General features: G+C 61.6%; 15 protein-coding genes. 10 read left to right on the forward strand and 5 right to left on the reverse strand.

What is annotated here, in order from left to right:
* The first annotated feature begins 142 nt into the window (after positions 1 to 142).
* Positions 143 to 2938, forward strand: a complete 2796-nt coding sequence (gene alaS / locus AAF555_06910) for an alanine--tRNA ligase (GenBank protein MEM6911299.1) — start codon at positions 143 to 145, stop codon at positions 2936 to 2938.
* A gap of 7 nt (positions 2939 to 2945) precedes the next feature.
* On the opposite strand, the gene AAF555_06915 is transcribed toward alaS, so the two are convergent.
* Genes AAF555_06915 through AAF555_06925 form a run of 3 tightly spaced genes read right to left on the reverse strand, consistent with a single transcriptional unit; the run spans position 2946 to position 6836 of the window.
* A complete protein-coding gene (locus AAF555_06915) occupies positions 2946 to 3869 on the reverse strand; it encodes a hypothetical protein (protein ID MEM6911300.1) in 924 nt (307 codons plus the stop codon).
* Between the two features lie 9 nt (positions 3870 to 3878).
* On the reverse strand, positions 3879 to 6107 hold the full coding sequence (locus AAF555_06920) for a TonB-dependent receptor (protein MEM6911301.1): 2229 nt from the start codon (positions 6105 to 6107) through the stop codon (positions 3879 to 3881).
* On the reverse strand, positions 6108 to 6836 hold the full coding sequence (locus tag AAF555_06925) for a PEP-CTERM sorting domain-containing protein (protein ID MEM6911302.1): 729 nt from the start codon (positions 6834 to 6836) through the stop codon (positions 6108 to 6110).
* A 158-nt stretch (positions 6837 to 6994) separates the two neighbouring features.
* Here AAF555_06925 and AAF555_06930 point away from each other — a divergent pair, with 158 nt between their 5' ends.
* Complete coding sequence (locus AAF555_06930; GenBank protein ID MEM6911303.1) at positions 6995 to 8725, forward strand: serine hydrolase domain-containing protein; 1731 nt, start codon at positions 6995 to 6997, stop codon at positions 8723 to 8725.
* Here AAF555_06930 and AAF555_06935 read toward each other — a convergent pair.
* Both AAF555_06935 and AAF555_06940 read right to left on the reverse strand, forming a co-directional pair.
* On the reverse strand, positions 8712 to 9797 hold the full coding sequence (locus tag AAF555_06935) for a serine hydrolase domain-containing protein (GenBank protein ID MEM6911304.1): 1086 nt from the start codon (positions 9795 to 9797) through the stop codon (positions 8712 to 8714). The genes AAF555_06930 and AAF555_06935 overlap by 14 nt on opposite strands.
* Before the next feature lie 44 nt (positions 9798 to 9841).
* Positions 9842 to 10354, reverse strand: a complete 513-nt coding sequence (locus tag AAF555_06940) for a hypothetical protein (GenBank protein ID MEM6911305.1) — start codon at positions 10352 to 10354, stop codon at positions 9842 to 9844.
* A gap of 114 nt (positions 10355 to 10468) precedes the next feature.
* On the opposite strand from AAF555_06940, the gene AAF555_06945 reads away from it, so the two are divergent.
* The 8 genes from AAF555_06945 (at position 10469) to AAF555_06980 (ending at position 19846) form a co-directional block, all read left to right on the forward strand.
* A complete protein-coding gene (locus tag AAF555_06945; protein ID MEM6911306.1) occupies positions 10469 to 11170 on the forward strand; it encodes a hypothetical protein in 702 nt (233 codons plus the stop codon).
* Positions 11171 to 11314: 144 nt separating this feature from the next.
* Positions 11315 to 12670: an OprD family outer membrane porin gene (locus tag AAF555_06950; GenBank protein MEM6911307.1), complete on the forward strand. Its 1356-nt coding sequence runs from the start codon at positions 11315 to 11317 to the stop codon at positions 12668 to 12670.
* Between the two features lie 231 nt (positions 12671 to 12901).
* Positions 12902 to 15265 carry a TonB-dependent receptor gene (locus tag AAF555_06955; GenBank protein MEM6911308.1) on the forward strand — a complete coding sequence of 788 codons (2364 nt, stop codon included), beginning with the start codon at positions 12902 to 12904 and terminating at the stop codon, positions 15263 to 15265.
* A 36-nt stretch (positions 15266 to 15301) separates the two neighbouring features.
* On the forward strand, positions 15302 to 16153 hold the full coding sequence (locus AAF555_06960) for a hypothetical protein (protein ID MEM6911309.1): 852 nt from the start codon (positions 15302 to 15304) through the stop codon (positions 16151 to 16153).
* A gap of 162 nt (positions 16154 to 16315) precedes the next feature.
* Positions 16316 to 17200, forward strand: coding sequence for an ABC transporter ATP-binding protein (locus AAF555_06965; GenBank protein ID MEM6911310.1), 885 nt, complete (start codon positions 16316 to 16318; stop codon positions 17198 to 17200).
* A gap of 21 nt (positions 17201 to 17221) precedes the next feature.
* Complete coding sequence (locus tag AAF555_06970; protein MEM6911311.1) at positions 17222 to 18091, forward strand: ABC transporter permease; 870 nt, start codon at positions 17222 to 17224, stop codon at positions 18089 to 18091.
* The gene (locus tag AAF555_06975) at positions 18088 to 19053 is read left to right on the forward strand and encodes a hypothetical protein (protein MEM6911312.1); all 966 of its coding nucleotides are present in this window, start codon (positions 18088 to 18090) and stop codon (positions 19051 to 19053) included. The genes AAF555_06970 and AAF555_06975 overlap by 4 nt, the downstream gene beginning before the upstream one ends.
* Positions 19054 to 19123: 70 nt before the next feature.
* Positions 19124 to 19846 (forward strand): metallophosphoesterase family protein, encoded by a 723-nt coding sequence (locus AAF555_06980; GenBank protein ID MEM6911313.1) that lies wholly within the window; start codon positions 19124 to 19126, stop codon positions 19844 to 19846.
* Positions 19847 to 19853 lie beyond the last annotated feature (7 nt).

Here is a 19853-nt window from a genome sequence, read left to right on the forward strand (position 1 = left end):
GCTGCGAAACCACTTGGACCTTTGACAAATCGCTCAAAGACAAGGCCTTGTTCACCCTAAAAGCGCCCAGCCTGAAACCTGACACCCGAAACCTTGAAGGCCATTGACCACCCCCCCCCATTCCGCTATCCCTAGCGACCTCATGACCGCTGCCGAGATCCGCCAAAGTTTCCTCGATTTTTTCCAAGAGAAAGAGCACGCGCTGGTCGCTTCCGCCTCCCTCCTCCCCCAAAGCCCCGGCCTTTTGTTCACCAACGCCGGCATGAACCAATTCGTGCCCTACTTCCTCGGCACCGAAACCGCCCCCTACCAGCCCCCCCGAGCCGCCGACACCCAGAAGTGCATCCGCGCCGGAGGCAAGCACAACGACCTCGAAGACGTCGGCCTCGACACCTACCACCACACCTTCTTCGAAATGCTGGGGAACTGGTCCTTTGGCGACTACTTCAAAGCCGAAGCGATTCAATGGGCCTGGGAGCTCCTGGTGGAGCGTTGGGGCCTGCCCGCTGAACGCCTTTACGCCACCGTCTACGCCCCGGCCGAGGCCGATCCCAGCGCATTCGACCAAGAGGCCTGGGACCTCTGGGCGGCGCTCTTCCGAAAGGCCGGACTCGACCCCGCCGTCCACATCGTGAACGGCAACGTGAAGGACAACTTCTGGATGATGGGCGACACCGGCCCCTGCGGCCCCTGCTCCGAAGTCCACATGGACCTCACGCCGAAAGGCGATACCGGCGGCCAGCTAGTCAACATGGACAGCGATCAATGCATCGAAATCTGGAACCTCGTCTTCATCCAATTCAATGCGGAAGCCGACGGCACCTTCCGCGACCTCCCGGCCAAACACGTCGACACCGGGATGGGCTTCGAGCGCGTCTGCTCCATCCTCCAAGGCACCCAAGGCTGCCGCGACTTCAGCCAAAAAATCAGCAACTACGCCACCGACGTCTTCACCCCGCTCTTCCAAAAGCTCGAACAGTTAACCGGCGAGAAATACGAGGACATCTATCCGGGCAAGGAACTTGAAACTGAAAACCTGAAACTGAAAACGGCCATCGCCTTCCGAGTGATCGCCGATCACGTGCGAACGCTCAGCTTCTCCATCGCCGACGGCATCCTCCCCGGCAACAATGGCCGGAACTATGTTCTCCGCCGCATTCTCCGCCGCGCCGTCCGTTACGGCCGCGATCTCGGTTTCAAAGGCGATCAGCCGTTCCTGCCCGAACTAGTGAGCGTTCTCACAGACCACTTCGGAGACGTCTTTCCGGAAATCCGCCAGCGGACCGACCTCGTGCGGGAAACCCTCGCCCGAGAGGAAAACAGCTTCAACGAAACCCTGGATCGCGGCCTCAAACTCTTCGAAGCGGAGCTGGAAGGCACCAAAAAAGTCTTCTCCGGCCAAGCCGCCTTCAAGCTCTACGACACCTTCGGCTTTCCCATCGATCTCACGCAACTGCTCGCCCGGCAGCGCGGCCTGAGCGTCGACATGGCCGCCTTCGAATCCGGCATGGAGAAGCAGCGCGCCCAAGCGCAGGCCGCACAGAAAAAGGAAATCGTGAAAGCCCTCGACATCGCGACCGAGACCGAAACCCTCTTCGTGGGTTTCGAACAAAGCGAGTGCCAAGCCACAATCCTGGAGATTCACCAGCAAGCAGACCTCAAAATCATCATCACGGGGCGGACGCCTTTTTATGCGGAAATGGGGGGCCAAGTCGGGGACACCGGCACGCTCGAAAAAGACGGGCAAAGCCACCCCATCCGCGGCGTGCAACAAATCGGCCAAGCGCGCGGTCATCTGGTCTCCGCCGAGGCGGCTCTCACAGAAGGGGACATCGTCACCCTCAAGCTCGACCCCACCCGCCGTCGCCCCATTGAAGCCCACCACAGCGCCACCCACCTTCTCCACTGGGCTCTTCACGAACACGTTTCTCCCGACGCCAGCCAGCAAGGTTCCCTGGTGGATCAGGACCGCCTCCGCTTCGACTTCAGCAGCGGCCCGCTCGAGGCCGGGCAAATCGCGAAAGTGGAAGCGGCGGTCAACGCTTGCATCCAAAAAAACGACCCCATCTCATGGACAGAAGTGCCGCATGCGGAAGTCAAAGAGCGCTCTGACATCACCCAATTTTTCGGGGACAAATACGGAGAAACCGTCCGCGTGGTCCAGATCGGCGGCCAGGCGGGAGCACTCGACGGCTACTCCATGGAACTGTGCGGCGGCACCCACGTGCCGCGCACCGGAGAGATCGGCCTCTTCAAAATCAAAAGCGAAGGGGCGGTGGCGGCGGGCGTTCGCCGGATCGAAGCCGCTTGCGGGGAAGCGGCCTTCGCTTACCTCGGCCAGCAGGTCGAGAAATGGGATGCGGAATACGAGAGCGCCCGCAGAAAGTTGGCCGCAGCCAATGCCCAGCTCACTCAGCTGGGCGGGGAAACCTTGAGCGCCCGAGAGCTACCCCGCATCATGGAAGCTCTCTTGGTGGAAAAGGGGGACTTTGCGCAAATCAACGCCACCGTCGCCATGGGCCAAGCCATCCTCGCGGAAAACAAGCAAGCCGCCATCGAAGCGGAGAAGCGAGTCAAAAAAGCCCAAACAGCCCGCGCTGCCCAAGAAGCCGACGCCGCCCTCACCGAACTCATCGCGGAAGGAGGGGCCATCGTGGCCTCCTTCGCCGGCCAAGCCAGCCTCCTGCAAGAACTCTTGAACGGGCTCAAGAAGAAGCAGTTTGCGGGCGTGGCCTTTCTGGTGGTGGACGATGGGGAGAAAGCCCACCTCGGCACCTACTCGACCGAGAAAGCCCACCCCGCCGGCCAGCTCCTCCAAGAATTCGCTCCCTTGGTAGGCGGACGCGGGGGCGGCAAGCCCGGGATGGCCCGCGGAGCAGGCAGCCAGCGGGAAGGCATCGAGACGCTCCTAAAAGCCGTCCGCGCCAAGCTGGCCTAGGCAGTTTCTAGTCCTCCGCCAAGCGCACCCGAAAAAACCTCCTTGGCTCCTCCGAAAACGAAATCGGCACCGGCGGCGTGCTCCCCCCCGCTGAGAAGGGCGCTCCCATGTCCTCCCAGTCGTTCCCCAGGGTGTTCGAAGCTTCCAGTTGGAAGGTGCCAACTGGCTCCTCGGGAAACTCGTAAGCCACTTCTACCTCGCTCTCCTCATTCAAGCGCACCGTGACTGTCGGAAAAGTCGGGCTGGGGAGTTCCTGGAGGGAGGTGACGGTGGCGACCAGGTCAAAAGTGAACACCACATTTTTGGCTCCAATGTAGTACCTCCGGGTGCTGTCGCTCAGGGCAAAGGTAAACGTCCCATTCTCCACTGTCAGGGAGCCCGTGTAGCCGGCGGGAGCGAAGCTCGGAGGCTGGTAGGTTTGGGGGCTCCCATTGAGTGTGGGGAGCCACTGAATGGCCGCCGTGAAGTCGAGTGCCACCGGCGTTCCATCGACGAACTTCAGGCCTGGACCAGAAAGATTCGAGAGGCTGATGGAAGCATTCACGGTGCCGATGATTGCCAGCTCATTGACCGTGGCCTGGCCATAGTTGGAAAAGTCGAAAGAGAACATGGAGCCGGTCACAGGAAGCGTTTCCACACCGACCCCAGAGAGGCTCGCGGCATTGTAGGTCAAAGTCCCCAAGGAAAAAACCTCGTTGGGCCCAGGTGGACTGGGATTTTTACTGGGAGTGGCTTGACCTGGATCGAAGGGAGGCACGGGGTAGGTCAAAGGATTGAACTGCCCTCCTCCAATCCCGTCTAGATTGGGAATGACGAAGGCAAAGCCATCTCCGCTGGTTTCGCTGGCTCCGACTCCCGTCAGAGGAATCTGGACTGACTGAGCCGAGGCGCTCAGAAGGATGGCTACATAAACAACAAAAAAGGCTCTCATAGTCAGCGATCAAAAACGAACTTCCAAGGCGATGCCATAAGTGCGGGGAGGGCCGACCGTCGCGAGAAAATCGTCCTGGAAAGAGACGCCCTCAAAGAAAGAAAACTCCACCCCGGGGACCTTTCCAATGAGGTAGTCTTTCTCGAGGAGATTTTCGACAAAAAAGCTCAAGGTCCAATTCTCCGCTTGGTAGCCGCAAGAGAGATTGACTGTGAGGAAGGAGGGCACTTTCACCAAATCATTTTGGGGGACCTGAATGGGGAGATTCAAGCCCGTGGCGCTGGTGCTAGCGAAGAGCACCGGGCTGTAGTAGCTCTCTGTGTAAGAGGCGTCCCCGGCCAAGAAAAAGCCCTTGGCTGGTTTCCAGGAAAAGCCGACGCTGCCATTGAAAGGGGGCGATTCCGGAAAGTCGTAGCCTTGGTAATCCAGCTCTCCCGGGAGGGGGAGGAATTGGGTGATGGCGGGGTCGATCTCAAAGCGAAATTCTTGGTATTGGGTCGCGAGAAAGCCGAGCGAGGCAAAGAGGGTCAGGTTCTCAATCGGCTCGATGGAGATCTCCACTTCCCCTCCCCACATTTGGGATTCCGCCGCATTGATGACCCGCTCACTGGGAGAGAACGTGGTGAGATCGAAGGTCCGCAGGACCACCTGCTGGTCCGTCCAATCCGCGTAGAAGGCGTTCGCGGCCAAGCGGACCCTTTGGTCGAAGAGCGCCAAGCGATAGGCGACCTCATAGTGATCGGTGGACGAGGGATCAAACTCGTAGACCTCCGTTCCATCGATCCCGGAGCCGCCACTCTGGTACCCGTTTTGAAAGGTGAAGCCGAGCGTGTGCTCGGGCGCGAAGTCATAGCGAGCGCCCACCTTAGGGAGAGCGCCGCTTTCGTCGGAGCGAGCCGTGTTGGTGACACCGAGGGGGGTGCTTTCGAAGTCGACGCTTTCTTCAAAGAGCCGCCCTCCTCCAATGAGATGCAGGCCCGCCCAGACCCTGACCTCCGCCTCCCCAAAAATGGCTTGGTTGGTTCGGGTCCGCTCAATCGCGTTCTGGGTGCTCTCCACACTCAGGTCACTGCTGAAGACTCCCAGGACGGCCTTGCTCCAATCGTTCTCCCAGTTGGCCCGCACCTCTTGGGTGAATTCGCGCTCTTCATCGGTGCGCAGGAAATCGTCATTGATCGTGCGGACGCCCAGGCTGGTGTCAATGTAGGTGGAGAGCAGGTTCAGCCGGAGGTGATCGTTGATCTCATACTGGGCATCGAGAGAAAAGCTTCGCGTGACCAAATCCCTCATCTGGGTGGCGCCCGAGTCATTGAGCCAATCGCGATCAAAAAAGTCTTCCACCGGCTCAATGGCGGGATCCCGAAAGGGAACCGGGGCATTCGGACCGAAGACATCACTGAGAGCGGGCGAGCTGTCGCTGTAGGCAAAGGTCAAGACCGAGCGGAAGCGACCCCCTTCCGGTTCCAGGAGGACTTTGCCCCGATACTGCTCAAAGTTTGCGCTTCGGAAGTCCTCAAATTTTGAGAAGTCCACCAAGTTGGGATAGTCCACGAAGCCCCGGCGTTCGGAGCGTTCGTAGGTCAGTCGGAGCGCCAGGAAGTCGGAGACGGGCAGGTTCAGCATGGTGGCGATTTCCTGGCGGGAGAAGTTGCCATAGGTCACCCGACTGGCGCCCTCGAGGAAGAAGACCGGGTCTTTCGTCTGGATGACCACCGAGCCCGCGAGAGCGTTCTTGCCCTGGACAGTCGATTGCGGCCCCCGGTAGACTTCCACACTTTCCACGTCCCAGACCCCGGTCGGACCCCGCCGGGCCGCTTGCTGTGTCAGCGCCACCCCATCGACGTAGATGGTGGAGAGAGGCGTTTGGTCCCCGGAAATGTTCTCCGCATCCGGGGCTTCCGAGTTGATTCCACGGATCACGAAACCGCCGTCCACAAACTGGGGGGCCCGGACATTGGCCAAGAGCCGATAGGCCCCATTCAGATCACGAATCTCTGCGGTATCCAGACGGTCCCCATCCAGCCGCCCCACCGAGGCCATCGCCTGCGAAATGGTGCTGTCGAGCTTCGTCCCCACCAGCACCAAGGGTTCCAACTCCTCCAGGCTGGGGGCGGGGAGGGGCCGGATCGGAGGCTCCTCTTCCGGAACAGGAGAGAGCTCCGGCTCGACCCATGGGTCTTGAGCCGGGGCAAAGGGCACCGCGCCGACTGCGAGCAGCAGCAGGGCGAAAAGCCTCATTTAACGGCGGCGACGGAAGAACAGGAGCCCGGCACTCGCGCCGAAGAGCAGCGAGGTCGAGGGCTCCGGGATGGCGTTGACCGAACCGGTCAGGTCAAAAATCACGTTGGTAGGAAAGGTTCCTCCAAGCGTGGAAAAATCCTGCACGTCATTGATCTGGAAAGAGAGATCCGCTCCCGAGATGGAGAACGTTCCGGTGAAGTTTCGTTGGTTCGCTGAGAAATCAAAGATGCTGAAAGTGGCTGTCACAGAGAGATCGGCACCCGTGACCACTCCATCTTGCAAGGTAACGGTGTCCTCAGGTCCCACGGCCCCAAAGCTAAAAAAGTTGGGAGCATCGAAAAACCAATCGTTTCGACCGGCCACTGGGATGTCATTGGACCAGGCGGAAAGATCGAGGGAGTCGACCCCCACCACTTCGGTTCCAATCCCGACGACGTCCTCATCGAGATAGGTCAACCCTCCCACCGCGAAAGCGGTTTCGCCCGGGAAGATATCCACCCCGCCACCGCCACCGCTGCCCTCCAGCAAGGTGGAGGGGTCGTTGATGTCATAAAGGCCATCGTCATCGCCCAAGCTGCCGTCACCAAAGTTAATCTGCGCAATGGCACCTGTGAGAGTGCTTTCAGAGATGAAGCTATCACCATCCATGGTCGTCGCTAAATCGAGGGTGGCCGCTTGGCTGACCGACATCGAAACAAGAAAAAAGAAAGAGAGATGCTTTTTCATAAGAAGGGTGGAGTGGCCAGTGCTCTGGCCGCGAGAGAGCGACCTAGAGAACTGAGACCTTGTCTCATTGAATCGCTGCCTCCGCTCCGCAAGCGCGAAGTTTGGCAGTTGCGGTGGCTTGTCGATTTCCCTATTTTTGCGTAGGAAGAAGCTAGCCCGTGAAGCGCCCGCTCCTTCCTTTCCTCTTGACCGCGGTCGCGCTGTCGGCTGGTCCCACGACCAGCTCCCTGGCCGGTGAGCTCGAAAGCGCTTTCGCCGAAAGCGGGCTCCGGGGCGCTGCCGTGGTGATGGTCCGCGATGAACGCACGGAGAGCCTCTTTTTCGGCGAGGCGCTCCCGGCCAGCCGTTTCCGGGTCGGCTCGCTTAGCAAATTGGTGACCGCGCTGCTGGCGATGCGAGCGGTCGAGGCGGGGGTGGCCGAGCTGGACGCACCCTTGGCCCCTCCCTTCTCCGGCTGGATCGAGGGGCCCGGAGAGCCCAGCCTGGCCATGCTGCTGGAACACAGTGCCGGTCTGCCGGGATCGAGCTACGCCGAGTATGCCGCCCAAGGCGATGATCTCCGCCCGGTCGATTACGTCCGCTCCCAAGCCCCCATCCCGCTTCGCTGGGCCCCCGGCCATCATTATTCCTACAGCAACCTGGGCATCACCCTGGCCGCCGCCGTGCTCGAGGAGGCTTGGGGCGTCCCTTTCGATCTTTTGATGGAACGTGAGGTTTTCCAACCGCTCGGCCTGAAAGACTCCACTTTCTCCGTCCACGCGGAGGAGCGCGTCCTGCCCTCTTGGAACGGACCCCAACCGGCCGCCCGCTGGAAAATGCCCGTTCGGCCGGCCGGTTCTCTGGTGTCGTCCGCGGGCGACTTGCAGCGTCTCCTGGAAATGCTTTTGGCGCGGGGTCTGACCTCCGGGGGGGAGCGATTTCTCTCCCGAGAAAGCTTGGAGCGTTTGGAACGGGGGGAAACCTCCGCGGCCGCTCGGGCTGGGGTGGACGCTTACGGGCTAGGAAACTTCGCTTTCTGGGAAGCCGGAAGGCTTTGGCGAGGACATTGGGGACGCACGGAAGGCTTTCTCTCTTGTCTCGCTTACCTGCCGGAAGAAGGAAGGGGGTTTTTGGTGCTGGCCAATGAGGCGGATCGCAAGGGGATGGCTCGCCTGCGGGAGGCAGCGGCCGACTGGGCGTCGCGAGACCTTCCTCAGCTGACCCTTCCCCCGAGCCGAGCCCTTCGCAGCCGCGTCGACCAGGGCTGGTATCGAAACTACAGTCATGATATGCCCCTACGCGCCTGGTTAGCCAGCCTGTTGGATGTGCGTCGGATCACCCCAAGCCAAGATCACTTGCTGGTTCGTGGGTGGTTCGGCCCGGCCCAGCCTTGGGAAAGCGTGGGGCCCAACCAATTCCGAGCCCCTTCTTTGCTGGTGGCCACCGGCTGCTTCCACGAGCAGGGGGGCGAGATTTTTTGGATCGATGGCGAGAGCTATCGCCGCAGCTCTTTCGCTTGGCTCCTGGGCGAGCTGATTCTCTTTCTCCTTGGCCTGGCGCTTTCTCTTCCAGCCTTTCTTTTGCTGCTGGTGGCAGGCGTCCGCCAGATTCGTGGTCAGCCCCCCTCCGCTGCCACTTGGCTCCTGGGCGTGGGCGGACTCCTCCCCCTGGCTCTTCTGGCAGGCTTTGCGAGATGGGGCTTGCTGGGTGAGGCGGGCACTCTCGGGCGGCCGGGTTGGGAGGCCTTGAGCCTCTTGGGCCTGAGTTTGGGGGGGGCGATCCTTAGCCTCCTGGTGGCCCTCCTCGCTCGGCGCAAGGGATGGGGCTACCGGACGATGGCTGGAATCCTCCTCGGCTTCTTTGGGCTTTTGGCCCTTCGCGGGTGGGTGCCGCTTCTCACTTGGCTTTAGCGGGGGACGATCCTTCCCGGAGCGACTCCAGGAAGAGATTGGCCGGCCCCGAGCCATCGGCATAATTGGAGAGCGTGGTCACGACGACCCAGGTCCGCTTCGGGCCTTCCTGCTCTTGGGCCATGACCGCTTGGTAGCCTGGCACGTCGCCGCGATGTCCCACCAAGCCGTCCCAATTTTCGATGCAAAATCCGTAGCGCCAACCCTCTTGCCCGGTCTCCCGCCAGTGATGCAGCTCTTTGCGGGATGCCTCGCTCAGCAGGGCCCCGGAGCAGAGCGCGGGGGCCGCTTTCGCCAAGTCCGGGAGCGTCGAGACGAAATTCCCGGCCGCGTGGGCCCAAGAAGCGCTCAGAGCCGTGACCTCGGTCAGGACCCGGCCATAACCAATGGGGTGATCCGGTTTGGCATGGCGGTAAGCGCGCAGCGCCCGATTCGGCCGGAGCCCGCGGTCGTGGCTCAGGGTCGCTTCCAGCTGCAAGGGCTGGCCAATCTCCTCCGCCAGCAAGCGCTCCAAACTTCTCCCGCTCGCCTTCTCGGCGGCCAGGGCGAGCAAGATGGTGTTGGCGTTGGAGTAGACGAATCGCTCGTCCGGCTGAGCCACCCTTTCTTGGCGAAAGACCGATTCCAAGATGTCCTCCGCCCTCCAAAATCGCCCGGGCTCTTCCACAATGGCCTTTTGAAACTCCGCATCCCAAATGGCATCCGGCAGCCCGGAGCGATGGGTCCCGAGTTGGCGGAGCGTGATCTCCGCGCCGCCCGGCACCCCGGAGACCCACTTCTGGATGGGGTCTTCCAAAGAGAAGCAATCTTGATCGACCAATCGCAGAACGATGGTGCCGACGAACAACTTGCTGACACTGCCAATGCGGAGAGGGCTTTCCAAGGGAACGGGCTCCTTGGAACCCAGGGCGAGGGACCCCTCCCGAAAGAGCCGCGGCCTCGCTTCCCCGGCTGCTTGGCAAGAGTAGAAGACCGCCGGAGGCCCCGTTTCGGGCGAGGGAGGGTCGGCCCGCGCCAGCCCGCTGGCCCAGGCAGCGAGCAGAACGGCTTGGCCGAGCGTCGAGAACTTCATGGGTCTCTCTTTCTTTGCCTGCCAAAGCGCTCCCGGAGGATTGCTTAGTCGCTCCCCTCGGCCTCTTGCCCCGCCGCGATCAGGGCATCCATCTGTTCCCAAGTGAGACTCCGATAGGTGTCTGGCACCTCCAGAGCCTTCTCTTGCTCGGCTTTGCGCTCCACGAAGACATCCGGTTCATGTCCTTCATCCACCATGGTGATGCGCAGCTCTTCCTCCTTCTTGAAAAACCACACAAAGGTCGTCACTTCGCCCTCCTCGTCCTTCTCGATATAAAACTCCCCGGAGATCTCCCAAACGCCCTCATAAGCATCGGGCACATACACCCCGCGCGAGGGAAACAAGGTCACGTCCTCGTAAGAAAAGGTCCCATCGGCGCGGCGCGTCACTTTCCAACGGCTGACCTGCAGCAGCCCATCGAGCTGCTCGTGGACATCGCCCTGCCACACTCCCACCAGGCGCTTGGCCGCCTCCCTGGGAGTGACCTCCTCTCCCTGGGCCCAACTCAGATGGAAACTGAGAGAAAGCCAAACCAGGGGCCATTTCACTGCCTTCATGGGAGAATGGTTTACTCCAACTGTGAGGGAATCGGAAGCACAAAAGTCCTCGCCCGCCAAAAGCTTGGCCCTCTCCCTGCTCTTTCTCTCAAAAAGCTGACCGCTTCTCTGCTTATGGGATGGATTCTCTCAGGATGCCGCCACCGGCTCACGCCGCGTGATTTCGCTTTCCTCCAAACCATCTTGGCCGCCGATGCCGAGCCCGAGCCTTGGCAACGATTTTTCCGAGAAGAGCAGGCCTTGGCGGAAATCCTGGATGACGAGCGCCTCTTCCGGGCGCTGGGCGATCACCCCTTCTCTCTCCAAATCTCTCCCCAGCTCTACTTCTATCTCCTCGTTCGTCATTTTCTGAGAGAGGCCGGGATCGAGGATCGCGATGTGGCCGACTTCGTGGCCGCGGTCCTGGCCGATCGCATCGGCAGCCCAGCCGGGGCTGCCTTGACCGGTATTCCCGGGGGCTGGACTCACACCACCGATTTCCTCGCCCTCCTCTCGGGGGCGGGAGAGGAGCGTCGCTTCGAAATCTACTTGGCGGCCGGAAATCAATTCCTGATCCTGACCGGCCTCTTCCCGAATTACCTCCGACGCCGCCGGGATCGAGCCGGTGCCCCCGGGGTCCGCTACTACGAAGGCTTTGCCCGCCAAGCCTACCAGGCTCTCGGGCAGCATCGGCTGGCCGACCCGCCCACCCGGCAAGTGCTGGGCCGCCTCGTGAACTCCCTGACCGAAACCCGGCAAAGCCTCAATCGCATGGCGGAAAATTGCCTCTTCCTGGAAGACGCTCGCGATGGCTCCCCCTCGCCCCCTTCCTCTTAAGCGTTCGCCCTCTTTGCCTCCCTTCTTGGGAAAAGGGCCAAGAGGGCGCTCTCGGCGCCTGCGCTCTTTCTTCTAGGTTGACGGCCGGCCTAGGCTCCTGCTCCTCTTTTCCGCGGGATCGCTTGACCACGTCACCCTACCACCATGCCCTTCCGTCTCCCCTTCTTGCGCTCCTTTTTTCGAGTGTTCTTGGGGAGCGCCTTTCTGGCCGGGCCCGCGCTCTCGGCGGCCGGCCTGCCGGAGTATCTCCTGGCGGAAGAGCCGCTCACTGACGAGCTGGAGGCCAAGCCCTCTCCGCTGGGGCTCCTGGGGGCGGCGCCGGAAGATCTCTCCGTCTTTCCCGGGCTCGCGATCGAGGAGCCGGCTCGGCCCACCGGAGAGCCCTTCTTCGACGACACCTCCTTTTTCTGGCGACCTCGTTTTTACTATCGCCACCTCGACCAGGGCGATGGCAGCCAATCGGAAACGGCCGCCCTCGGCGGGGCACTCGGCTTGCAAACAGGCTACTTTCGAAACTTCCTGCGAATCGGCCTGACCGGCTTTCACTCCCACAAACTCTATGGGCCGGAAGGACGGGATGGCGCGGGACTCCTCGGGCCCGGTCAGGAGGACTACGCCGTCTTGGGAGAGGCCTACGCCGAACTCAAGGTGAGCCGCACCTCTCTCTTCTCCGGCCTCAATCTCTTCAACCTTCCCTACCTCAACGCCAATGACAGCCGCATGACGCCCAACACCTTCGAAGCCTACATGCTACGCTCGAACGAGTGGGACCACCTGGAGCTGGGGGCCGGGCACCTTCGCCGGATCCGCTTTCGCAATAGCAACGACTATGAGAACCTGGCCCGCCGGGCAGGCGCCGCCCAAGACTCGCCCGGGCTCTCCCTGGTAGGGGCCCGCTTCGCCTTGGAAGACCGCTTCAGCATCGGCTTCATCGAGGAAATCGCCTGGGACCTTTTCCACACCTTTTACTTTGAAACGACGGCCGACTTCTCCCTCCCCGAGGATCGTCGCCTGCAACTGGGCCTTCAGTTCAGCGACCAGCGGGACATCGGGCAAGCGCTGGTGGGGGAATTCTCCGTCCAGCACTTCGGAGCCCAAAGCAGCCTCGATCTTGGTCCCCTCGTCCTCTCTTGCGCGCTCTCCTACACCAGCCGGGGCCCCCTCCAAAAGCCCTTCGGCGGTTCGCCGGGCTTCACCTCGCTCATGATCTCGGATTTTGACCGACCCGAAGAACTCGCCCTGCGGGCCGGGGCGCTCCTCAATCTGGAAAGTCTTGGTCTCAAGGGCCTGACCACCTCCCTCAGCCTCGGGCACGGCACCCCACTGGGAAACGGAACCGACCCCCTCCCCGACCAAAGCGAGTTCAACCTCACTCTCGACTACCGACCCCCCGCCCCGGGCTGGGAAAACGTCTGGCTGCGCCTGCGCTATGGCGAAAATGAGCGCGACACCCGGATCAGCGATTTCCGAATCATCGCCAACTACTCCGTGAGCTTTTGAAGCCACGCTCTCCTCGGGAGCCAAGGCGCTCGGGGCACCGCCCTGCCCCCGCCCAAACCTACGCCAGCTGAAGGGCCCGGCCCGGCCCACCGAATTTTGGCCGAAGTCGCTTGCCTTTTTCAGAAAACTCCGTTGGGTGCAGGCCCGTAAGTTGAGACCTCGTCTCAACTTATCGCCTAGGCTCTTGGCTCGCTCCGCTCCTCGATGAAGGTCTCATTCATAGCTCGATCCATGCTGCTGCTCTCGCTGGGGGCGTCTGGACCTTTGGCTTGGGCGGAGCCGAGCGAAATGGGCGAATTGGTCGTGGTGGGCTCCCGGACCGAAGAGCTGACGAGCGACCTACCGGGCAGCGCCACCGCCATCACCTCCGCTGAGATCAAGGCCCAGGGAGCGGTCGACCTGATCGACGTCCTCCAAAGGGAACCGGGCGTCTCCATCCCCTTCGACTTCGCCGGCGTGGACTCCGCCATCCCCTTCCTCGAAGGCGGCTCCAACAGCATCAACATCCGCGGTCTCGAGGGCAGCCGGGTCAACTTGAACATCGACGGCATCCGGCAGCCGCCCGACTTCAACTCCATCACCGGGGGATTCGGAGGCCTGGGCGGCCCCGGACGGGTCTATTTCGATCCGGCCGTTCTCTCCCAGGTGGAAATCTACAAATCGGCTTCCTCCGTGCTTTGGGGCTCGGATGCCCTGGCCGGGACCGTCTCGGCGCGAACCGAGGGACCGCGTTCCCTCTTGGGTCCCAGCCTTGAAGGCCGGACCATCACCCTGGACTCGACCTATGCCTCCAAAAACGAAAGCCTAAACGAGCGGATCGCCGCGGCTTGGGGGGATGGGTCGCAGGCCTTCAGCGTCGTCTACAGCTACCGGACCGGCCAGGAATTGGAAAACAACAGCGACATCGCTCCCAACCCCCTTGAGTTCGATAGCCACGCCCTGGTGCTCAAAGGCTACGCCAAAAACGGACCCCTGACCGTCGAGCCGACCGTGGAATTCTTTCGGGTGCACTCCTTCACCGACCTCATCAGCAATGAAGAACCGGAAGCAGCCGGGATCTTCAACACTGGCAACGACCCCTCCGCCTTCCTGCAAACCCAGACCAGCGTGGCCAATAGCGATCTCAAGTCCGTGCGCCAACGCTTTCGCGCCAGCGTCGACCTCACCTTCGAGCCGGAGAATTCTTTCCCACTCTTTGACCAACTGGCCCTCAAAGCCTACCTCCAGCGTTCCCGCGTCTCCAGCTTCAATCGGCAACTCCTCGAGATCCGGGAATTCGTCAATCCCGAGACCGAGGCCGCCCTCCGCAGCATCAATCCGGTCTTCTTCTCAGATGCCTTCTTCGCCTCCCAGGAAAGCTTGGAAGTTCGCGACCGGATCAATGACGTCATCCACGAGACGGACATCGCGGGAATCGATCTCCAGGCCAAAAAAGAATTCACCACTGGCCAGGTCTTTCACCAGATCCAGTATGGCTACGAGTTCTCCCGGAGCACGCTCAGCAGCACCATTCTTCGGACGGATTTTCCGGCGGAGCCAGACAATCGACTCAACATGGCGCCCTCCGAAGTCTGGCGAAACGGGGTCTTCGCCCGCTATGAATTGGCCTTCGGCCCCGAGCAGCGCTTCGTTCTCACGCCCGCCATTCGGGTGGATGATTACCGGGTCTATCCCGAAAACTCAGAGGACTTTCTCTCCCGCACCTCTTACCCGGTTTTCGATATTTTCGGTCGGCGGATTGGAGTGGAAGAGGTCAGCGCCGCCAACTACCAAAACACCGCCCTCTCCCCCAGCCTCTCCTTGCTCGTGAACCTAACCGATCACTGGGCCGTCTACGGCACCACCAGTCGGGGCGTGCGCAACCCGACCGCCGAGGAGTTGAGTTCCGTCTTCCAACACGGGGACGATTTCCTCGTCTTCCCCAACCCCGAGCTGGAGGAAGAACGCTCCTTCAGCAACGAAGTGGGAGCGAAGTACAATGACGGCTATTTCTCCTTCGAAACCGCCGCCTACTGGAACTTCTTCGACGACTTTTTGGAATCCAACGTGCCGACCGGGGAAGTGGACAGCTTTGGGAGAGAAATCCTGACCATTGAAAACCGGGACGAAGTCGAAATCTATGGTTTCGAAGTCAAGGCCTCCTGGGACGTCAGCCAACAATACCTCGGCCAGCCAGGCTTCAGCCTGGGCGGGGCAGCGGACTGGGCGCGCGGCCGACAGACCGATCCCGACTTGGGAACCGCCCCTCTCAACACCATCGATCCCTGGAAACTCTCCGCCTGGCTCGGCTACGATCATCCCTCGGGAAAATGGGGGCTGACCCTCCTCTCCACCTACTTCGCCGGGAAAGAGCCCGAGGACATCGCCGGGGACTTTGTCACGCCCACCTCCAGTTACTTGCTGGTCGATTTGAATGGCTATGTCCACCTCACGAAACACGTCACCCTGCGGGGCGGCATTCACAATCTGCTCGATGAAGAGTATGTCCTCTGGTCCCGCTCTCGCCGGGGCAGCGGCCACAACGGCGGCGCCTTGACCGGTCGGGACACCCAACCTGGCATCAACACCTTTGTCTCCCTCGAACTCGTCTGGTGAGACCGCCCCACCTCTTTTTCCCTCCTCCCTCGCCCTATGAAAGTCGTGTTTCTCCGCCTCCCCCTGCTCCTCCTTCTCAGCTCGGAGGCCTTTGGCCAATTCCTCACCCCCACCTGGCGGGACAATCCCAACATGCAGACCGACTTGGCCGAGTGGGACAACTTCACCTCCGCCAATGGCGACAACGCGCCCGACCAAACCTCGGACGCCAACGCCAACGCCAACCTCTTCTGCACCACGCCCTCGGCCTTCATCACCAGCACCGGAAACATCTACAGCTTCCAATCGGCCACCTCGTTTCAACTGGATGACTCGGCCTCCTTCCCCATCCGGGGCCTCGTCCTCCAGATCCGCACCTTGGGGAACTCGCCCGATACCAGCTCGATGCGCCTGATCCCGCCGGATGCCGTCACCTTGGACGATGTCGAATTCCCCGATCGCATCTTCGTGACCGGAGTCGAAGGCCTCTCGGGGCCCTTCGGGGGAGACGGAACCTTCCGGGTCTTCCAATGGGATTTGCGGGACAACCCCATCTCCTCCGGCACCTACAGCATCCTCTTCAATGCCTCCGGCAGTTCCATGAGTCTCGATCGGGTCCAACTCGAACTCTCGGATCGCTACTGCGTGCTGCCCGACCCGGCCGAATACGACGAGCACACCGATGATCGGCCCATCCTGACCCAAGAAGCGAGCAACGCCATCGTGACCTGGTCCGCGCTCAGCGGGGCCACCCTCCAGGGCACCAGTGATCTGTCCGACCCCTCCTCCTGGCAGGAAATCACGCAGACCTTGGACTGCTCAGGGAACCTCATGATCATGACCATGGGCATGGAAGCTCTCCCCGAGTTTTTCCGGCTCGAGTTCCCGGACCTGGGTGCGGCCCAATAGCCGGGCGAGCCTTCCCAGAGAGCGCTCGTTCGCTCCCTTTGCCGCCTCGCGCTCACCGCAGCCGAAGCGCTATCCTCTCGCGACAGCCGATTTGCCTTTTGGGCACCTCGTGCCCTATCTTGAAGGACCCGGGCTGACCGGGGCCCCTCCAGCGTGCACCCCATGTCGATCCAACTCCAGCAGGTCAGCAAGTTCTTCAAAGTGCCTTTTCGCAAAGAACGGGTCCAGGCACTCCAGAACGTCAGCCTGGAGGTCTCCGAAGGGGAGGTCTACGGACTCATCGGCCCGAATGGCTCCGGCAAGTCCACCACCATGAAAATCATCCTCGGCCTGATCAAGCCGAGCCTGGGGAGCTGCACCCTCTTCGGACAAGACAGCCAAGAAGTTTCCAGCAAACAAGACCTCGGCTTCCTCCCTGAAAATCCCTACTTCTACAAGCACCTCACGGGCGCGGAAACCCTCCGCTTTCATGGGAAGCTTTGCGGACTCTCCGGCCGAAAGTTAGAAGAACGCATTGAGGAACTTCTGGTCTTGGTCGGGATGGAGCGCGGTCGCGATCGCCGCCTGGCCGGCTACTCCAAAGGGATGCTTCAGCGGATCGGGCTGGCGCAGGCCCTCGTGCATCGGCCCCGGGTGCTCCTGCTGGATGAGCCGACCGCTGGGGTCGATCCCAGCGGAAGCCGCATCATTCGCGACCTCATTCTCGACCTCAAAAAAACGGGCATCACCATCCTCCTCAGTTCCCACCTCTTGGAGCAAGTCCAGGAAGTCTGCGACCGGGTGGGCATCATCTTCCAGGGCCAGCTCGTGAAAGAAGGGCCGCTGGAAGAACTCATCGCCATTGAAACGCAGAGCGAGGTCATCCTGGAGCACGCCAGCCCCGCCCTGCTCTCGCAGATCGCGGACCTCGTCCAGCAGGATGGCCAAGCCCAGCTTCTGCGCAGTGGTCACCCCAAGACCACCCTCGAACGCCTCTTTCTCAAAGAAACCACCCCGGCCTCCTCCGTCGCCTTGGCTGAGCGCCCCGCGCTGCCTTCCGAAGACTGAAGCCCCGCCCCCTCTGCCTTCATGTCCTCCTTCCGCCGAATCTACGTCCTGGCTGCCAGCACCTTCACCCAACTGGTCAGGATGAAGGTTTTCTACTTCCCCGCCCTCTTCGCGCTTCTCATCTTCGTGCTCTCCATGGTCTTGCTGCGCTTCCCGCGGCCGGAGGAGCAATTGAAGCAACTGGTGGATGTCTCCCTGGGCTCTCTCTTTCTTTTTGGCTCGATCTTCGGGATCGTGGCGACCTCTCTCCTGCTGCCCAAAGACATCGAAGACCGCACCCTCTACACCATCTTGAGCAAACCGGTCCGGCGGATCGAATACCTCCTCGGCAAACTCCTCGGCGTCCTCGGACTGGTCGGCGTCACCATGCTGCTCATGAACCTGGTGTTCTCCGGCGTGCTCTACTTCCGGCAAGAAGCCCTCGTGGCCGAAGAACTGCGTTTTCTCTCTCCCACCGGAGAAGTCAGCGAAGCGGTCCGGGCCCAGGAAATCCGTTCTTACGGTCTGACCTGGAACTTGCAGAAGGGCGTCTTCATCACGTTTTTGAAATCATCCGTGGCGGCTGCCATCGCACTGCTGGTCTCGACCATCGCCTCCTCCACCCTCTTCACCATCTTGGTCTCCACCACCATCTTCTTCATCGGCCACGTCCAAAAAATCGCGCGCGATTTCTGGCTCGCGGGACAGGGGGACGCCTTCTTGCCGAAGGCCGGGGCCGCCCTCGTATCCCTTCTCTTCCCGGACTTCCAGCTCTACAACGCCATCGATGGGGTGGCCGCCGGAGACCTCATTAGCAATGGAGCCGTCGGCTACCTCCTAGGGGTCACCTCGCTCTACCTGGCGGTCTACACCTGCATCGCTTGGTTCGCCTTTGTCGACAAAGAACTATGAAGCTCGCCCGCCTAGCTGCCCTACTCGGCTGGATTCTCCTCTTCGGCCTGGTCCGCCTGCCGCTCGAGGACGCGGTTTCTGATCGCTTGGATCAGGAGCTGCCCTCCCGCCAGGCCGCCCTCAACCTGGAAATGCGGGAGCAGTTGGGCCAGTTGGGATTCGTGGCGGCCTTCGGGGGGCTGCGTTCGGTCCTGGCCAGCCTCTTTTACTTGGACACCTACACCGCTTGGAGTGAAGGAAACTGGGCGGAAATGAAAACCAAGTATGACTTGGTGACCCAGCTTCAGCCGCGAGAAACCCTCTACTGGGAAATGGGGGGATGGCAGTTGGCTTACAACGCCAGTGCCGACGTGCTCTCCCAAGAATCCCTGGCCCCGCCCGTGCGCCGCAAGCAATGGCGGGAAATGGTTCAGGCTGGGGTCGCCATGTATGAGGAAGGCATCCGCAACAATCCCGAAAGTTGGCGCCTCATGACCCGACTGGGCGATTTGCTGCAAGACCGCTACAAGCTGCAAGATCACGCGGCCGCGGCCGAGTGGTATGCCCGGGCCGCCGCGCTCCCCGGCACGCCCTCTTTCTACCGCCGCTTCGAAGCCTACGCCCGCGCCCGGGTCCCCGGCCAAGAGCGGCAGGCTTGGGAAATGTTGCGCGACTTCTGGCTGGCCGGGGGGGAGAATCGCAAGCCGACCCTGGCCGCCCAACTCTGGAATCTCCAGCTCCGCCTCGGCTTGAGCGAGAGCGAAGGAGCCCTGCCGCTGGAGGAAGTCTTCCTCGACCTGGCCCTGGCTCAAGAAACCCTTTCTCGCTTTCGCCTCAATCTCTCCTTGGAACCCTACCGCGAGCTGGATCACTTCCTCGCCCAGCTCGAAGAGGCCCTCGGCCTCCCTCCCGAGCAAAGGACCGCCGCCCTCCTGCCCGAGATGCAGGAAAGGCAAGGCCGCCTCCGGGAGTCGATCGAGTGACCCTCGGCCCCCCGGAGAGCCTGCGGCCATTGACGCTCCCGGCTTTCTCAATTACAAGCTGAGTCGTCCTATGCGCTACGCCATCTTCGGAGACATTCACGCCAACCTGGAAGCCCTCGAAGTGGTGCTGGCCGATGCTCGTGCGCACGGAGTGGCCGAGTTTGTCTGCCTCGGGGATGTGGTGGGCTACAACGCCAACCCCCGGGAATGCCTGCAACTCGTGCGCGACCTCGGTTGTCCGGTGGTCAAAGGGAATCACGATGAAGAGGCCTGCAATGAGCGCCAAATTGACGGGCTCAATCCCTACGCCGAAGAAGCCCTCAACTGGACGCGCAACCAACTGAGCGCGGACGACAAGGGCTGGCTCTCCCAACTCCGCCTGGTCCGGCAAATCCGCGACTTCACAGCCGTCCACGCCACCCTCGATTCCCCGGGCGCTTGGGGCTACGTCATGAATCGCTTCGATGCCATGGCCAGCTTTGCCTACCAATTCACCCCGGTCTGTTTCTGCGGCCACTCCCATGTGGCGGGCGTCTTTGTCAAGGCGGACCGGGTCTTCGAGGCGGAGCCGACCAGCTTTGCCATCGAGCCGGCCCAAAAGTATTTCGTGAACGTCGGGAGCGTAGGCCAGCCGCGCGATGGCGATTGGCGGGCCTCCTACGTCATCTACGATCCCGAGGAAAAACACCTCGTCTTCCGTCGCCTCGAATATGATCTCGCGACCGCGCAGAAAAAGATCCGCGCCGCCGGCCTCCCCGAAATGCTGGCCGAGCGCCTGGCGGTCGGCTCCTAACCCCGGC

Source organism: Verrucomicrobiota bacterium (assembly GCA_039027815.1).
Taxonomy (GTDB): Bacteria; Verrucomicrobiota; Verrucomicrobiia; order Verrucomicrobiales; family JBCCJK01; genus JBCCJK01.

Excerpts from the sequence above, each read along its gene's own strand:
- alaS (MEM6911299.1), top strand. The coding sequence starts at position 143 with ATGACCGCTGCCGAGATCCGCCAAAGTTTCCTCGATTTTTTCCAAGAG.
- AAF555_06915 (MEM6911300.1), bottom strand. The coding sequence starts at position 3,869 with ATGAGAGCCTTTTTTGTTGTTTATGTAGCCATCCTTCTGAGCGCCTCG.
- AAF555_06920 (MEM6911301.1), bottom strand. The coding sequence starts at position 6,107 with ATGAGGCTTTTCGCCCTGCTGCTGCTCGCAGTCGGCGCGGTGCCCTTT.
- AAF555_06925 (MEM6911302.1), bottom strand. The coding sequence starts at position 6,836 with ATGAAAAAGCATCTCTCTTTCTTTTTTCTTGTTTCGATGTCGGTCAGC.
- AAF555_06935 (MEM6911304.1), bottom strand. The coding sequence starts at position 9,797 with ATGAAGTTCTCGACGCTCGGCCAAGCCGTTCTGCTCGCTGCCTGGGCC.
- AAF555_06940 (MEM6911305.1), bottom strand. The coding sequence starts at position 10,354 with ATGAAGGCAGTGAAATGGCCCCTGGTTTGGCTTTCTCTCAGTTTCCAT.
- AAF555_06945 (MEM6911306.1), top strand. The coding sequence starts at position 10,469 with ATGGGATGGATTCTCTCAGGATGCCGCCACCGGCTCACGCCGCGTGAT.
- AAF555_06950 (MEM6911307.1), top strand. The coding sequence starts at position 11,315 with ATGCCCTTCCGTCTCCCCTTCTTGCGCTCCTTTTTTCGAGTGTTCTTG.
- AAF555_06955 (MEM6911308.1), top strand. The coding sequence starts at position 12,902 with ATGCTGCTGCTCTCGCTGGGGGCGTCTGGACCTTTGGCTTGGGCGGAG.
- AAF555_06960 (MEM6911309.1), top strand. The coding sequence starts at position 15,302 with ATGAAAGTCGTGTTTCTCCGCCTCCCCCTGCTCCTCCTTCTCAGCTCG.
- AAF555_06965 (MEM6911310.1), top strand. The coding sequence starts at position 16,316 with ATGTCGATCCAACTCCAGCAGGTCAGCAAGTTCTTCAAAGTGCCTTTT.
- AAF555_06970 (MEM6911311.1), top strand. The coding sequence starts at position 17,222 with ATGTCCTCCTTCCGCCGAATCTACGTCCTGGCTGCCAGCACCTTCACC.
- AAF555_06975 (MEM6911312.1), top strand. The coding sequence starts at position 18,088 with ATGAAGCTCGCCCGCCTAGCTGCCCTACTCGGCTGGATTCTCCTCTTC.
- AAF555_06980 (MEM6911313.1), top strand. The coding sequence starts at position 19,124 with ATGCGCTACGCCATCTTCGGAGACATTCACGCCAACCTGGAAGCCCTC.